The following is a 14,855-nucleotide window of genomic DNA, read 5'->3' on the forward strand; positions in this document are numbered from 1 at the left end:
TTATTCGTGCAAAAAGAATGTCAGGTGAAACGAGACGATATTATGGCAAGCAGTATAGTTGGATGACATACGACTTGACAATCAGGCTTATTTTTCTGGAGGAAAAAGGAGTAATCAAATGGTCGAACTAAATTTGAAGCACATAAACAAAAAGTATCCGAACAATAATACCTATTCTGTAAAGGATTTTAATCTCAAAATTGAAAATCGTGAATTCATTGTCTTCGTCGGCCCTTCCGGTTGCGGAAAATCCACTACGTTAAGAATGATCGCAGGTCTAGAAGATATTACGGAAGGTGACTTTGAAATCGACGGCATAAGAATGAATGATACACCGCCAAAGGATCGCGATATCGCTATGGTTTTTCAAAATTATGCATTATATCCCCATATGACTGTGTTCGAAAATATGGCTTTTGGATTGAAACTACGAAAATATCCGAAAGAAGAAATTAAAAAACGCGTAGAGGATGCTGCTAAAATCTTAGGCTTAACAGAATTATTGGATCGAAAGCCAGCAGATATGTCAGGTGGACAGCGACAGCGGGTCGCTATGGGACGAGCAATCGTTCGTGACGCGAAGGTCTTTTTGATGGATGAACCTTTATCAAATTTAGATGCGAAACTGCGGGTTCAAATGCGGGCGGAAATTGCTAAGATTCATCAAAATCTTGGCTCTACCACGATTTACGTAACACACGATCAAACTGAAGCCATGACACTAGCAGATCGCATCGTGATTATGAATCAAGGCGTGATTCAGCAGGTCGGTTCACCGCAAGAATTGTACAACAGACCCGCTAATAAATTTGTCGCTGGCTTTATGGGCAGTCCAGCAATGAATTTCTTTGAGGTCATTTTCAAAAATGGACGCATCACAAATCAAAAAGGGTTAGATTTGCCTTTACCAGAAGGTCAGGCGAAGGTCTTATCGGCACAGGGGTATGAAGGAAAACCTTTAACTTTCGGAATCCGCCCAGAGGATATCACAGCTGAAGAGGTTGCTTTAGAAGCTTATAAAGATTCAGTGGTTTCAGCTACTGTCATTGTCAGCGAACTGCTTGGATATGAATCCATGCTGTATTCAACGATTGGTGACACAGAATTTGTTTCTAAAGTAGATGCTCGAGATTTCCATGATCCCGGTGAACAAATTGATCTAGCCTTTAATTTAAGCAAAGCGCGCTTTTTCGATAGTGACACAGAAAAAGCAATCGATTAACTACGGAGGTTTCTATGAATACAGCAGCAATCTATCATCGTACTGAAAGCGAATATGCCTATCTATACACCAACGAACTGATGCACGTGCGTTTACGTACAGCACGCGCAGACTGCAAAAACGTTTCGTTAGTTCATGGGGATCCCTATGAACTAGAAAAAAAGCGCTGGTACAAGCAGCCGTCTGCAATGCGAAAAACACTATCCACAGATCTTTATGATTATTGGGAAGTTGATGTCACCGCTCCTTATCATCGGTTAAGCTACGGATTTATTGTTACCGGCTATGATGAAACGACGGTGTTCTTCACTGAACATGGAGTTTTTCCGGTTGAAGAAAACTATTTATTGATGGCGAATAATTATTTTCGCATGCCGTTTTTCCATGAAATCGATCGTTTTAAAGCGCCGCAATGGGTGAAAGAAACTGTCTGGTATCAAATCTTTCTGGAACGCTTTGCCAATGGCGATCCGTCCAACGATCCAGAAAGTGTGCTTCCTTGGGACAGTAAGGAATATCCTGGAAAACAGGATTTTTATGGCGGTGACCTGCAAGGTGTCATTGATCATCTAGATTATTTAAGCGATTTGGGAATCAATGGGATTTATTTTTGCCCGATTTTTACAGCACCTTCCAATCATAAATACGATACTACGGACTATTTAGAGATTGATCCTGCCTTCGGTGATAAAGAGCTCTTCCGTAAACTCATTGAGGAATGTCATCGACGAGGAATCCGCATTATGCTGGACGCAGTATTTAATCATATGGGAGATACTTCCCCACAATGGCGCGATGTTCTCGAAAAGGGAGAAAAATCTCGCTTTAAAGATTGGTTTCATATCCATTCTTTTCCTGTTCAATATACGAAAACTGACGATTTTGAAGTTGCTGAAGACTTGAATTACGATACGTTTGCGTTTACTCCACACATGCCAAAGCTGAATACCGCCAACAAGGAAGTTCAGGAATATATTTTGTCGATCGCAAAATATTGGATTCAAGAATTCGACATTGACGCTTGGCGTTTAGATGTTGCCAATGAAGTAGATCATCAATTATGGAAAAAATTTGCAGCGACCTGCCACGAATTAAAGGATGATTTTTATCTGCTGGGTGAAGTCTGGCATAGCTCTCAGCCATGGCTTCAAGGAGATGAATTTACTGCAGTGATGAATTATGCCTTTACCGAATCGATCATTAACTATTTCTTGGAAAGAACGATTCCATTAGATAAATTGGTCAGCAATTTGAATGAACAGCTGACGCTTTATCGCAAACAAACCAATCAAATGATGCTTAACACGATTGATAGCCACGATACACCACGCATATTGACCTTGGCTGGTGGTAATAAAGACCTAATGAGACAGGTTTTAGCCTTTCTTTATTTACAGCAAGGAATCCCCTGTCTTTATTACGGTGATGAAGTCGGTTTGGATGGCGGCATAGATCCAGATTGTCGAAAATGTATGATTTGGGATTCAGAAAAACAAGATTTGCAACTTTTCGAATTTGTAAAGCAGTTGATCGCACTTCGCCGAGAAAATCAATTCACCCTCTGTGAAGGATCGCTTGAATGGCAAAAGGTGGATACGTCTACGGGAACGCTGATTTTTTCACGAGACATTTCCAACGAAAAGATCATCGGTATCTTCAATACGGGGAATCATTCCATTTTCGAGCAGGTATCTGATGAAGTCCTTATGCTGCAGCTTGCGAATATCAAAGGAGATAGTATCGCAATTGAGCCCAATGGTTTTGTCATTTTGAAAAAGTAACCATGCATTTTTTAGGAGGTTAAAGTATATGCATCATTGGTGGCAAGAAGTTGTCGTTTATCAAATCTACCCACGTAGCTTTCAAGATACGAATGGAGATGGGATTGGAGATTTGGCAGGAATTATTTCGCGTCTTGATTATTTACAGAAGCTGGGAATCGGAGCAATCTGGTTAAGTCCGGTCTATCAAAGTCCAAACGATGATAACGGCTATGACATCTCAAATTATCAAGCAATCATGCAGGAATTCGGAACGATGGCGGAAATGGAGCAGCTGATCCAAGCAGCAAAAGAACGTGGTATTCGAATTATCCTAGATTTAGTCGTCAATCATACCAGCGATGAACACAACTGGTTTATTGAAGCCCGAAAATCGAAAGACAATCCTTATCGTGATTTCTATATTTGGCGTGATCCTGTTCACAACACCTATCCAAATAATTTGAAAAGTATCTTCAGCGGACCTGCTTGGCAGTATGATGAGACAACGCAACAGTATTACTTCCATCTTTTTAGCAAAAAACAACCGGATCTGAATTGGGCAAATCCTACTGTACGACAAGTGGTGTACGATATGATGAATTTTTGGATTGATAAAGGGATCGGCGGCTTCCGCATGGATGTGATTGACCTTATTGGAAAAATTCCTGATGAAGAAATTACCGGCAACGGACCAAAGCTGCATGATTATTTACAGGAGATGAATCAGGCAACCTTTGGCGGAAAAGATTTACTGACTGTCGGGGAAACATGGGGCGCTACTCCCGAAATCGCCAAGCTCTATTCTGATCCGGAACGCGATGAACTGTCGATGGTCTTCCAATTTGAACACATCGGCTTAGATGAAGTCGCCGGTCAATCCAAATGGGTGAGTCGCCCCTTACAGATAAAAGAATTGAAGGAAGTCTTTTCAAAATGGCAGACCGAATTAGGTGATCAAGGTTGGAATTCACTTTTTTGGAACAACCATGACCTTCCTCGTATTGTGTCACGTTGGGGAAATGATGAGGATTATCATGAAAAATCAGCGAAATTATTAGCCATTTTGCTCCATTGTATGAAAGGAACGCCCTATATCTATCAAGGAGAAGAAATTGGCATGACCAATCATGTCGTCGCGGACATCACAGAAGTCGAGGATATCGAAAGTCGAAATATGTATGCCGAACGGCTCGCTGCCGGACAATCCAAAGAAACGCTTTTAGCAGCAATCAATCGAAAAGGACGGGACAACGGACGAACGCCAATGCAGTGGGACGCTTCCCCTTACGCCGGTTTTACAACAGGTACTCCCTGGCTGGCAGTCGTGCCAAATTATCCCAAGATCAATGTGACACATGCTTTACGTGATCCTCACTCCATTTTCTACACCTATCAACAATTGATCCAGTTGCGAAAAGAACAACCGATTATGGTATGGGGCGAGTACAAATTATTGACTGAAACAGCCGATGACGTCTTCAGCTATCTCCGAATTTATGAAAACAAGCGCTGGCTGATTGTCACGAACTTTTCAAATGATCCTCATTCATTTACTTATCCCGAGGGAACGTTAGGAAAGGTCATCATTTCAAATTTAACGACTGATATCCCACGTGAACAAACCATTCGCTTAGCTCCATGGGATGCCTTTGTCGTAGAACTAGGAGAAGACATATGACTAAATGGTGGAAAAATGCCGTAGGATACCAAATTTACCCTCGCAGCTTTATGGATAGTAACGATGATGGTATCGGTGATCTAAAGGGTATCCAAGCAAAACTCACTTATCTAAAGGAGCTAGACATTGATTTTATTTGGCTAAATCCTATTTACAAGAGTCCAAATGTAGATAATGGCTACGATATTTCAGATTACCAAGCCATCAATCCTGAATTTGGGACACTTGAGGACTTGAAAGACTTGTTGGCTGCTGCTCATGAGCTGGGGATTCGTCTTATTATGGATTTAGTTGTCAACCATACCAGCGATCAGCACCCTTGGTTTATAGAATCAAAAAAAGGCAAGGACAATCCTTATCGCGACTATTACTTATGGGCCGATGCGACGCCGGAGAAAATGCCGAATAATTGGCAAAGTTTTTTTGGCGGATCAACCTGGACTTATGATCCCAACACAAAACAGGCCTATTTTCACGTCTTCGCTAAAGAGCAGCCTGATTTAAATTGGAAAAATCCAGCGATGCGGGAAAATATTTACCAAATGATTCGCTGGTGGCTGGACTTCGGCATTGACGGTTTTCGTTTAGATGCCATCAGCCACATTCAAAAAGAACCTTGGGATTTTAAAATCACGTCTAACCCTTGGGCGCCCTTCATGAATGTTGTCGGAATCGAAACGTATATGGCCGAATTGCGAGAGATTTTCCGAAGCTATGACATCATGACTGTCGGTGAAGCAAGCGGGGTGAATAGTAAAACAGCCCCCTTTTGGACCGATGAAGAGAGCGGCTATATCGATATGATTTTCGAACTGGAGCATCAGGTTCGAACTGGTGAACCCGGCTCTGAAACAGGCGATCTGCTGGGCTTCAAAAAGGTATTATCCCGCTGGCAAAAAGACATGCAGCCGCTAGGATGGAATGCATTGTATACCGATAATCATGATAATCCCCGCAGCAACTCAACCTTTGGCAATGAAACCCATGAATCAGCTACGGCACTAGCTACTGCTTATATGCTATTGAGAGGGACACCTTTCATTTATCAAGGTCAGGAATTAGGAATGACGAACTTCCCTTTCGAATCGATTGAAGAGGTCAATGCAACAGATTCACTAGCGGCGTATCATGATTGTCTAAATAAAGGAATTCCACCAGAAGAAGCCTTGCGTTTAATCACTCATTGGACCCGTGATCATTCTCGAACACCCATGCACTGGACTGACTTTGGCGGCTTTTCAACAAATCTCCCTTGGATGAAGATCAATCCTAACACGGATAAGATTAACGTTGCACTTCAGGAAGCAGACCCGTTTTCTCCATTAAACTATTACAAGAAATTGATTGCACTGAGAAAGTCATTGCCTGTTTTTCTAAACGGTAGTTATCATATCGAACTAGCAAAACATCCCAAAGTCTGGGCCTACACCCGCAAACTAGACTTAGAGGAAGCGTATGTCCTCACAAATTTGAGTGACCAGTCGCAGTCTGTCACCCTACCCAATCGCTGGGTAAACGCACCAGCCATGATTTTATTGGCGAATTATCAAGATTCGTCATGGAAAAAAACAATGACATTGCGACCATTTGAAGCGGTGGTGGTAAAAAAAGATGCTTAACCAATTAAGATTAAGCATCTTTTCATTATTCGAATACGACACCTTGGACTTCTAAAATTTTTTCATCAATCAAGCGTATGACTTCATCGCGTGCGGCAGCATCATCTACAAAGTTCAAACGATCCCCGTCGATTTGAATTTTAGGACTCTCATTGTAGTCCTCATACCATTGATCGTAACGGCTGTTCAATTCTTTATAATAATCATAAAGGGTTGGATCAAATTCCAGTTGTTCATATTCACGTCCACGCTTTTGAATCCGTTCCATCATCGTTTCAAAAGAAACACGGATATGAACCAACAAATCTGGATGCTTCTTGTGAGCGGCATAAGGCAATTCCTGCATCATATTCGCCAACAATTCATCATAAACCTTCACTTCTGTCTCCGTTGCCCGACCAAGATCGGCATTTAGATGGAATAATAAAGAATCCTCATATATTGAGCGATCTAGCACATTATTGTCATCCTGCATTGCTTTTTTGATGCTGTCAAACCGTTTGTTTAAAAAATAAATCTGTAATAAAAAAGCATATTGCTCTGGATCAGCATAAAACAGCGGCAATACCTCATTATCATCAATTGATTCATAAAAAGCCTGACTACCTAGATGCTCTGACAACATCGCGGTCAAACTTGATTTCCCTGCTCCAATGGTACCTGCTAATACAATCACGCTCATAAACCTCCAACTCGCTTCATACAAAATATAGTAATTATTTCTCAACTTTTCTAATATACCCCCAATATCTTGTATCGTCAATCAAAATACCTATCTAAAAAATCACTTTTTTCTTCTAAAGAATGTTTAAAAAATCACTGATTTTCAAAAACTTTTCAGTCGTTTCGTTTACTTGTCCGTCTTCTCTGAGTAAAATGGGAAGAGACTAAAGTAGGAAATTATTACTAAGTAAGGTTTCTGTTAGCACTTCTAGTAAAAGATAAAATGAAAACAAATTGTTTTTACTACAAGAACAGTTCAATTAAAATAAATATTAACAAGAATATTTTAATTTTTCTTATGAGAAAGAACGACTCTAAAACGAAATAGGGGTTTTTTGAATGAAATCGATTGGCACGGGTTATGCCAGCGGGAAAATCATCTTAATGGGGGAACACTCAGTTGTCTACGGGGAACCAGCGATTGCCTTTCCTTTTTCAGGAACGGGCATCCAAGCAACGGTCCGCGCAAATAAAGTAGAATCATGGATCGAATCTAGTTTCTTCCATGGGCCGCTTTCAGAAGCCCCAAACACAATGCGCAACGTGACGGTCTTACTATGGTATTTAGTGAAGCATTTTAAAATTCCAGAACCATTTTATTTAAAAATTGAAAGCTCCATCCCCGCTGAACGGGGAATGGGCTCTAGTGCAGCAGTAGCGGTCGCAATTACACGTGCTGTTTTTGACTGGATGGAAGAACCCGCTACACAAGATAGCGTACTGTGTTTTGTCAATCAAGCTGAAGCGGTTGCTCACGGCAATCCTAGCGGTATTGATGCGACAACCATCAGCGGTACTGAACCGATCCTTTACCAAAGAGGCATTGGTTTCCAACCTTTCCAGTTAAATATGGATGCCTTTTTAGTCGTGGCAGATACAGGTGTGAAGGGACAGACACGTAAAGCGGTTAAAGACATCGCAAAATTAATGGAGATGCGTCCCTATGAAACTAATAAGCAAATGCAGACACTAGGAAAATTAACTAGCCAAGCACAAAAAGCCATTTTACAAAACCAACCACGGAATTTAGGCGACTGCATGAATCAGGCACAAGGCTTATTACGATTATTAGGTACCAGCAATCGTCACTTAGACCACTTGATTGAAACAGCTTTAGAAAATCAAGCCCTGGGAGCAAAATTAACGGGCGGCGGACGTGGCGGCTGCATGATCGCTCTGGCAGAAGATGAGACTAGCGGACGTCAGCTGCAGCAAATTCTATTGGATGCTGGTGCGCGAAATACATGGATCGAAGGGTTAGGTGTGTACGCACATGTTTAGTGGTAAAGCTCGAGCTTATACGAATATTGCCTTGATTAAATATTGGGGCAAAGAAAACCAAGAATTAATCATCCCAATGAACAACAGCTTATCGCTGACATTGGATGCTTTTTATACAGAAACACATGTGACCTTTTTAGAAGAGCTCATTGAAGATCAATTCTATTTAGACAATCAACTACAAGATTCGAAAGCGACCTTAAAAGTGAGTCGCTTTCTTAATGTCATCCGCGACAAAGCCGATTGTTCCTTGCGAGCAATTGTTAAAAGTCAAAACTTCGTACCGACCGCAGCAGGCTTGGCTTCTTCTGCTAGCGGATTGGCCGCTTTAGCAGGTGCCGCAAGTGCCGCATTAGATTTGAAGCTCTCTTCTGCAGAGCTGTCTCGTCTCGCACGTCGTGGTTCTGGTTCTGCCTGTCGCAGCATTTACGGCGGTTTTGCGGAATGGCAAAAAGGTGATTCTGATGAAACCTCTTATGCTGTCAACATTCCCAGCGGCGGCTTTGAAGATGACTTAAGTATGATCTTTGTCGTCGTCAATGATGCACAAAAAGATGTTTCAAGTCGCGATGGCATGCAGCGCACTGTGGAAACTTCTGCTTTTTATGATGGCTGGCTGCAAACCGTACCAGCGGATTTAGCTAAGGCAAAACAAGCAATCGCTGAAAAAGATTTCACTGCTTTAGGCGAAGTAACCGAAGCCAGTGCATTGAAAATGCACGGTACCACTTTAGCAGCGAATCCGCCGTTTACTTATTGGTCAGCGGAAAGTATGAAAGTGATGAACCTTGTTCGTCAAATTAGAAACAGCGGATTGCCTTGCTACTTCACGATGGATGCTGGTCCAAATGTAAAGATTTTAGTAGAACGTAAAAACGAAGAAGCATTACTTCGCACATTGAAGGATCAAATGGACAGTCAACAACTCGTTGTCGCCCACGCTGGTCCTGCAATTGAAATTTTGACAGAGGAGGAAATAAGATGATCGAAGTAACAGCACCTGGGAAATTATATATCGCCGGTGAGTACGCGGTGGTGGAACCGGGACACCCGGCTATTATCGCAGCGATTGATCAATTTATTTCCGTTTCGATCGGCCCTACTAAAAAAAGCGGCAGTATTCAATCTGCCCAATATAGTGATATGCCGATTCGTTGGACAAGACGTAAAAATGAATTGGTTTTAGATATTCGCGACAATCCCTTCCATTACATTTTGGCGGCAATCCATTTTACTGAAAAGTTCGCTCAAGAAAAAGGGAAACAACTAGCCTTCTTTGATTTGAAAGTAACCAGTGAATTAGATAATTCTAACGGTCGTAAATATGGTTTAGGCTCTAGCGGTGCGGTAACAGTTGCAACGGTTAAAGCGTTGAATGCTTTTTATAATTTACAGCTTTCTCAGCTGGAATTGTTCAAATTAGCAACTTTAGCCCATTTAAATGTACAGGGAAATGGCTCTTGCGGAGATATTGCGGCAAGCTGTTACGGCGGCTGGCTGGCCTTTTCTACTTTTGATCACGATTGGGTACTAAACAAATTAGAATCTGAAAGACTGACTACATTAATTGAAAGTGACTGGCCTAGTCTAAAAATTGAACCTTTAGAAGTGCCGGAAGATTTACGTTTATTGATTGGTTGGACTGGCAGTCCCGCATCGACTTCCGATTTAGTCGACCAGGTTCATCAATCTCGGGACGAGAAGAAAACTTCCTATGAAAACTTTCTTCAAGAAAGTAAAAAATGTGTCGATAAAATGATTCAAGGTTTCAAACAAAATGATGTGGCTTTGATTCAAAAAATGATTCGTAGAAACCGTAGTCTATTGAATCAATTAACCAGTCTTAGCAACGTTTCGATTGAAACAGAAGAATTGAAACGTTTGAATGATTTAGCAGAACAATATGGCGGCGCGGCGAAATCATCTGGTGCTGGCGGCGGCGATTGCGGTATCGTGATTGTTGATAAGCGCGCAGGTATTCTTCCTCTGATGAGTTCTTGGGAAAAGGCCGGCATTACACCGCTTCCTTTACACGTCTATCATTTCACGGAGGGCTACCATGAATCGTAAAGATGAACATGTTTCCTTGGCGCGAGCCTTCCATCAACAACCAAAAGAAAATGATTTCGATGCTGTTCGTCTGATTCATTCCTCTTTCGTCACTATACGACCAGAAGAAATTGATTTAAGTACCGAGATTCTCGGCTTGCAGCTTAGCGCCCCCTTCTACATCAATGCGATGACCGGCGGCAGTGAGAAAACCAAAAAGATCAATCATGATCTAGCGATTATCGCTCGTGAAACAAACTTAATGATGGCTACCGGTTCTGTCAGTGCGGCGTTAAAAGATTCAACTGTTGCAGACTCTTATAGTGTAGTCCGTGAAGTAAATCCTGACGGTTTGATCTTAGGCAATATGGGTGCAGGCAGAACAAGTGAGGATGCCAAAAAAATCGTCGATCTGCTTCAAGCCGACGGGATGCAGATTCACGTAAACGTGCCACAGGAACTTGTCATGCCTGAAGGCGATCGTGATTTTCACGAATGGCCGCATAATATCCAGCAAACCGTTCAACAATTAGATATTCCTGTGATTGTTAAAGAAGTTGGCTTCGGGATGAACCGAGAAACCATTCAGCAATTCCAAACACTTGGCGTAAAAGCCGTAGATGTTTCTGGGCGCGGCGGTACCAGCTTCTCACAAATCGAAAATGCTCGTCGAAAAAAAAGAGAGCTGAACTATTTAGATGACTGGGGCCAATCAACGGTAATCTCTTTGCTAGAAGCCCAAGAATTTGATCATCTGACGCTTCTTGCTTCCGGCGGAATTCGCGATGCTTATGACATTTTTAAAGCTCTTTGTTTAGGAGCTAAAGCAGTCGGCATCTCCGCTACGATTCTAGATCATCTAATCAGCAATGGCATTGATGCTACGATTGAAATGATTGAAGATTGGAAATCCCAGCTTCAACGTTTGTATCTGATGACTAACAAAGCAAAGACTGCAGATTTGATCCATAATCCTATCATTATCAGTGGCGCACCAAAAGAATGGTGCCAAGCTCGCAGCATCGATTATAGAAAACTAGCGGTACGCAATTAAGGTACAAATAATAAGAGGATGAGATCAATAGGTCTCATCCTCTTTGCTTATAGTAATATTTTACTTCTAAAATCAAGAGCAGTATTTATTTTCCGAAAAGACGTTGCAGCCAATTTTTCTTTTCACCGATCCGAATATTACCGCTAATCTTTTTAGCATCTAACATTGATTGGAAAAAGATATTGTCCTGTAATAATAATTGATTAATAACCTGCAGACGTCGAAAATGCTTTTTCTTATCCTTATCAAAGGTTAGCTCCTCTGGGATAGTTCCCTGAGCCTCAAGCCGAGCATAGTCTCTTTGGATCATTTTCATCAATTCATATTGTCGTGTTAGCAAATGATTGATTTGTTTGATTTCAGGAAGTGCCACAGACTTTTTCGAATCCGAAGGTGTTAATTTTTTTAGCGCAGCTACATAATCCTGCATATCTAACATAAAAATATGGTTTGACTTACTTGCCATTAAATTTTTTTCATCCACTAAATAATCAATCAACATGCCTAATCTTGCATTTGATTCAGACAACTCATTTATCTCTCGTTTCAGTTTCTCCATGCCCTTCGAATCCTTCCTCTTATCCTAATTCTAGTCTATCGTTTTTCACAGACTATAACAATCAAAGAGGACCATTTTGCGTTAAAGAATTGAATTTTTTAAACAAAAACAATTATTGTTATCTCCTTCAAAAATTATAAGAATACTTTCTTTCCTATTTTGATATAGACAGCAAAAAATAAAAGCCATTTGAAATCAGATAATCTGATTTCAAATGGCTTTCTAAATTTTTTATGCTTTGTAATCGTAAGCTGTTACGATGATTTCTTTCAACTCACTGATTAATGGTTCTTTCGGATTAGCTGTTGTACATTGGTCTTCATAAGCCAATTCAGCCATACGATCAACGGTAGAATTCAATGTTTCTTGAGTTACACCTTGTGCTTTCAAGTTCATGTCAATGCCACAAGTAGCTCCTAAGTTGTAAACTGCTTCGATCAATGCTTCAACTAATTCTGCTGTTGTATTGCCTTTAAGTCCTAAGAACTTAGCAATGTCAGCATAATCTGCATCTGCACGGAAGTAGTCATATTTAGGGAACATCGCATGTTTTTGCGGATCTTTCGCATTGTAACGGATGATATGAGGCAATAGAATTGCATTCGTACGTCCATGAGGAATGCCGTATTCTCCACCAATCTTGTGGGCGATAGAGTGACAAATTCCTAAGAATGCATTGGCGAATGCCATACCAGCCATTGCTGATGCGTTATGCATTTTTTCACGTGCTTCTGGATCAGCTGTCTTCACTGATTTTTCAAGGTTTTCAAAGACTAGTTTGATTGCTTGTAAGCTTAATCCACGAGTGTAGTCAGATGCCATAACAGACACATAAGACTCGATTGCGTGTGTCAATACGTCCATACCAGTATCAGCTGTTACTGAAGCAGGTACTGTCATAACGAATTGAGGGTCAACGATCGCTACGTCTGGTGTCAACGCGTAATCTGCCAATGGGTATTTCACGTGTGTTTCGCTATCTGTAATAACGGCAAATGGCGTTACTTCAGAACCTGTACCAGAAGTTGTCGGGATACATACGAACTGAGTCTTTTCAGGTTTGCCGATATTGTACGTACGTTTACGGATATCCAAGAATTTTTGTTTCGCACCGAAGAACGAAGTGTCTGGGTGTTCAAAGAACATCCACATACCTTTCGCCGCATCCATTGCAGAACCACCACCAAGAGCGATAACTGTATCAGGTTGGAACTCGTTGAACATTTCTAAACCTTTGTAAACAGTATTTGTTGAAGGGTTAGGTTCAACATCAGAGAATACTTCGATTTTCACATCATTTGTACGACGTCCAAGAACTTCACGAACGATGTCCGCATACCCAAATTGAACCATACCAGGGTCACAAACTAACATTACGCGTTCAACATTTTCCATTTGCGTCAAGTACAATAGAGAGTTCTTTTCAAAGTAAATTTTTGATGGTAATTTAAACCATTGCATATTATTTCTCCGTTTCGCTATAGTTTTAACATTGATTAAGTTAATAGCAGATACGTTTTTAGATACAGAGTTCTTACCGTATGAACCACAACCAAGAGTCAATGATGGGATCATTTCATTGTAGATGTCACCGATACCGCCTTCAGCAGATGGTGAATTTACTAATACACGGCAAGCTTTCATACGCAAACCAAATTTCACTTGTAAATCTTCGTCTTCAGTATGGATAACTGCTGTATGTCCTAATCCGCCTAATTCAAGCATGCCTTGGCAAAGATCGAAACCATGTTGGTGATCATTTGCTTTGATCATAGCTAAAACTGGAGAAAGTTTTTCACGAGATAATGGATAATCAGCACCAACACCGTCTAATTCTGCAATCAGAATCTTCGTGCCTGCAGGAACTTTGATTCCAGCACGTTGAGCGATATCTTCAGCTGAATGTCCAACAATTGCAGGGTTAACTGCATATTTGCCTTCGTTCATTACAGCGTCTTCTAATCTCTTCAATTCTGCTTTTTTCACTACATATACTTGATGTGCTTGGAACTCAGCTTTTACTTCTTCGTAAACTTCTTTATCAACGATGACTGCTTGTTCAGAAGCACAGATCATGCCGTTATCAAATGATTTTGATACGATCAAGTCGTTTACTGCGCGTTTGATTTTCGCTGTTTTTTCGATATATGAAGGTACGTTACCAGCACCAACACCTAAAGCTGGTTTACCAGTAGAGTATGCTGATTTCACCATGCCAGGTCCGCCAGTCGCAAGAACGATTGCTACGCCTGGATGGTTCATTAACATTGATGTTGCGTCGATCGATGGCTTTTCGATCCATTGGATACAGTTTTCAGGAGCGCCCGCCGCGATTGCAGCATCACGAACGATACGTGCGGCTTCAGCAGAACATTTTTGAGCACTTGGATGGAATGCAAATACGATTGGATTCCCTGTTTTCAATGCGATCATTGATTTGAAAATCGTTGTAGAAGTTGGGTTAGTTGTAGGTGTAACACCACAAACAACGCCGACTGGTCCAGCAACTTCAATCAATCCTTTTTGTTTGTCTTCGCCGATTACGCCAACTGTTTTGTCATGTTTGATGCTGTTCCAGATATACTCTGATGCATACATATTTTTGATTGCTTTATCTTCGACAATCCCACGGCCTGTTTCTTCAACCGCCATTTTTGCCAACATCATATGTTTGTCTAGTGCAGCCATTGCCATTTCGTGAACGATATGGTCAACTTTTTCTTGATCGAAATCTTCCATTTCTTTCAGAGCAACATTTGCTTTTGCTGCTAATTCATCAATCACTTGCTCAACGCTAATTGCGTCTTTTTCCTTTTCAATCGCTTTAGCCATGTGTATCCTCCTAAAAATTTTTGTGTTACTTTTCACATACACATCATACAACACCGTCAATCGTTTGTAAATAGT

The 14,855-nt window shown here is 41.1% G+C and carries 11 protein-coding genes; 8 read left to right on the forward strand and 3 right to left on the reverse strand.

Annotation, left to right across the window (positions count from 1 at the left end; all coding sequences use genetic code 11):
- Positions 1-118 precede the first annotated feature (118 nt).
- The 4 genes from IGI52_RS12125 to IGI52_RS12140 are packed head-to-tail and all read left to right on the forward strand — an operon-like array spanning position 119 to position 6,282.
- Positions 119-1,222: an ABC transporter ATP-binding protein gene (locus tag IGI52_RS12125; protein WP_127978020.1), complete on the forward strand. Its 1,104-nt coding sequence runs from the start codon at positions 119-121 to the stop codon at positions 1,220-1,222.
- Positions 1,223-1,236: 14 nt separating this feature from the next.
- Positions 1,237-3,003 (forward strand): glycoside hydrolase family 13 protein, encoded by a 1,767-nt coding sequence (locus IGI52_RS12130; RefSeq protein ID WP_438781431.1) that lies wholly within the window; start codon positions 1,237-1,239, stop codon positions 3,001-3,003.
- Between the two features lie 28 nt (positions 3,004-3,031).
- Positions 3,032-4,663, forward strand: a complete 1,632-nt coding sequence (locus IGI52_RS12135; protein WP_438781432.1) for a glycoside hydrolase family 13 protein — start codon at positions 3,032-3,034, stop codon at positions 4,661-4,663.
- Positions 4,660-6,282, forward strand: coding sequence for a glycoside hydrolase family 13 protein (locus tag IGI52_RS12140; RefSeq protein WP_438781433.1), 1,623 nt, complete (start codon positions 4,660-4,662; stop codon positions 6,280-6,282). The genes IGI52_RS12135 and IGI52_RS12140 overlap by 4 nt, the downstream gene beginning before the upstream one ends.
- Before the next feature lie 25 nt (positions 6,283-6,307).
- Here the strand turns inward: IGI52_RS12140 and IGI52_RS12145 are convergent, their stop codons facing one another.
- Positions 6,308-6,964 (reverse strand): deoxynucleoside kinase, encoded by a 657-nt coding sequence (locus tag IGI52_RS12145; RefSeq protein WP_048720956.1) that lies wholly within the window; start codon positions 6,962-6,964, stop codon positions 6,308-6,310.
- Positions 6,965-7,344: 380 nt separating this feature from the next.
- Between IGI52_RS12145 and mvk the strand changes: the two genes are divergently transcribed.
- Genes mvk through fni form a run of 4 tightly spaced genes read left to right on the forward strand, consistent with a single transcriptional unit; the run spans position 7,345 to position 11,389 of the window.
- Positions 7,345-8,286, forward strand: a complete 942-nt coding sequence (gene mvk / locus IGI52_RS12150; RefSeq protein WP_438781434.1) for a mevalonate kinase — start codon at positions 7,345-7,347, stop codon at positions 8,284-8,286.
- On the forward strand, positions 8,279-9,271 hold the full coding sequence (gene mvaD / locus IGI52_RS12155) for a diphosphomevalonate decarboxylase (RefSeq protein WP_438781435.1): 993 nt from the start codon (positions 8,279-8,281) through the stop codon (positions 9,269-9,271). Before mvk ends, mvaD begins: the two co-directional genes overlap by 8 nt.
- Entirely contained in the window at positions 9,268-10,356 is a 1,089-nt protein-coding gene (locus IGI52_RS12160; protein ID WP_438781436.1) for a phosphomevalonate kinase, read from the forward strand. Before mvaD ends, IGI52_RS12160 begins: the two co-directional genes overlap by 4 nt.
- The gene (gene fni / locus IGI52_RS12165; protein WP_349727045.1) at positions 10,346-11,389 is read left to right on the forward strand and encodes a type 2 isopentenyl-diphosphate Delta-isomerase; all 1,044 of its coding nucleotides are present in this window, start codon (positions 10,346-10,348) and stop codon (positions 11,387-11,389) included. The genes IGI52_RS12160 and fni overlap by 11 nt, the downstream gene beginning before the upstream one ends.
- An 85-nt stretch (positions 11,390-11,474) precedes the next feature.
- Here the strand turns inward: fni and IGI52_RS12170 are convergent, their stop codons facing one another.
- Both IGI52_RS12170 and adhE read right to left on the reverse strand, forming a co-directional pair.
- Positions 11,475-11,948 carry a hypothetical protein gene (locus IGI52_RS12170; RefSeq protein ID WP_368756849.1) on the reverse strand — a complete coding sequence of 158 codons (474 nt, stop codon included), beginning with the start codon at positions 11,946-11,948 and terminating at the stop codon, positions 11,475-11,477.
- Between the two features lie 231 nt (positions 11,949-12,179).
- Positions 12,180-14,780, reverse strand: a complete 2,601-nt coding sequence (gene adhE, locus IGI52_RS12175; protein WP_016179564.1) for a bifunctional acetaldehyde-CoA/alcohol dehydrogenase — start codon at positions 14,778-14,780, stop codon at positions 12,180-12,182.
- Positions 14,781-14,855: the final 75 nt, after the last annotated feature.

This window comes from Enterococcus sp. DIV0187 (assembly GCF_051713785.1).
Classification (GTDB): domain Bacteria; phylum Bacillota; class Bacilli; order Lactobacillales; family Enterococcaceae; genus Enterococcus_A; species Enterococcus_A avium.

Coding starts and splice junctions, on each gene's coding strand:
- IGI52_RS12130 (WP_438781431.1), top strand. CDS start 1,237: ATGAATACAGCAGCAATCTATCATCGTACTGAAAGCGAATATGCCTAT.
- IGI52_RS12140 (WP_438781433.1), top strand. CDS start 4,660: ATGACTAAATGGTGGAAAAATGCCGTAGGATACCAAATTTACCCTCGC.
- IGI52_RS12160 (WP_438781436.1), top strand. CDS start 9,268: ATGATCGAAGTAACAGCACCTGGGAAATTATATATCGCCGGTGAGTAC.
- IGI52_RS12135 (WP_438781432.1), top strand. CDS start 3,032: ATGCATCATTGGTGGCAAGAAGTTGTCGTTTATCAAATCTACCCACGT.
- IGI52_RS12170 (WP_368756849.1), bottom strand. CDS start 11,948: ATGGAGAAACTGAAACGAGAGATAAATGAGTTGTCTGAATCAAATGCA.
- adhE (WP_016179564.1), bottom strand. CDS start 14,780: ATGGCTAAAGCGATTGAAAAGGAAAAAGACGCAATTAGCGTTGAGCAA.
- mvk (WP_438781434.1), top strand. CDS start 7,345: ATGAAATCGATTGGCACGGGTTATGCCAGCGGGAAAATCATCTTAATG.
- fni (WP_349727045.1), top strand. CDS start 10,346: ATGAATCGTAAAGATGAACATGTTTCCTTGGCGCGAGCCTTCCATCAA.
- IGI52_RS12145 (WP_048720956.1), bottom strand. CDS start 6,964: ATGAGCGTGATTGTATTAGCAGGTACCATTGGAGCAGGGAAATCAAGT.
- IGI52_RS12125 (WP_127978020.1), top strand. CDS start 119: ATGGTCGAACTAAATTTGAAGCACATAAACAAAAAGTATCCGAACAAT.
- mvaD (WP_438781435.1), top strand. CDS start 8,279: ATGTTTAGTGGTAAAGCTCGAGCTTATACGAATATTGCCTTGATTAAA.